This window comes from Sphingomonas aestuarii, assembly GCF_054457155.1.
On sequence record NZ_JBTKVV010000021.1, the window covers coordinates 1 to 967 of the forward strand.

Annotated in this window: 1 protein-coding gene; it reads left to right on the forward strand. The window is 63.2% G+C overall.

The window, feature by feature from the left end:
• Positions 1 to 967: Y-family DNA polymerase (locus ACX0GZ_RS14760; protein ID WP_458817512.1), on the forward strand; the 967-nt coding region annotated here is incomplete at both ends.

Genomic DNA, 967 nt, shown 5'->3' on the forward strand with positions numbered 1-967 from the left:
ATCATCCAAAGAGCCGCCTAAGCCGCGATTGCCAGCCGCTCTGCCGATCGATGACGATCCGGGTGCGTGTTCGGTACCGCGCGGTGGCGGCTGGCGTCCGGGTGCCAAATGGGCGCGTGCGCAGGTCGATGCCCAGATTGCGGCATTGCCAAAGCATCGTCGTCCGGCAGGGCGGGAGCTTGGTCGTCATTCCGAGGCCGCGGCCCACCCGTTCAAATCGCAGGTCAAGCGCGCCGATCAAACTTTCGCCGAGGCCATCACCCCGCACTGCCAACCGCTAGTTTTATCCGAGCCGGTGGGCCGAACACTACTGGTGGCCGCTGTGTGTCCGGATGCCGAGGCGTTGGGTCTGTCCACTGGAATGGCAATTGCGCATGCGCGTGCGCTGGTTTCCGATCTCGACATTCGCGCCCATGATCGAGCTGCTGACGAGTTATCGCTTCGACGGCTGGCGTTACATGCGGCAACCCATTGGACACCGATTGCCGCTGCTTTGTCAGACGGCCTCCTGCTCGATCTCACCGGCACCGCGCATTTGCACGGGGGCGAAGCGCGGTTTTGCCGCCGGGTTGTCCGGTTTCTGAAGCGGCTCGGTTTTACGGACCGTATCGCTGTGGCCGACACCGTGGGAGCTGCGCATGCGATCGCGCGACATTCCGGTAGAACAATCGCGATAGTTCCGGTGGGGCAGGGGGCACAGTCAATTGCAGTACTACCGGTTGCGGCACTCCGGCTGGAAGACCGTGCCATTGATGCAGCGAAGCGCTTTGGCTTGGACCGGATCGGTGACCTGTTGGGACTGCCCCGTGCACCGTTGGCTCGGCGGCTGGGACGGCCTGCCATCGAGCGGCTGGACCAAGCACTCGGTCGCATCGCCGAACCGATCGACCCGGTGCTGCCACGGGATCCAGTAGTCGTAGAACGTCGACTGCTTGAACCAATTGCCACTGCCGAAGCGATCTTACAA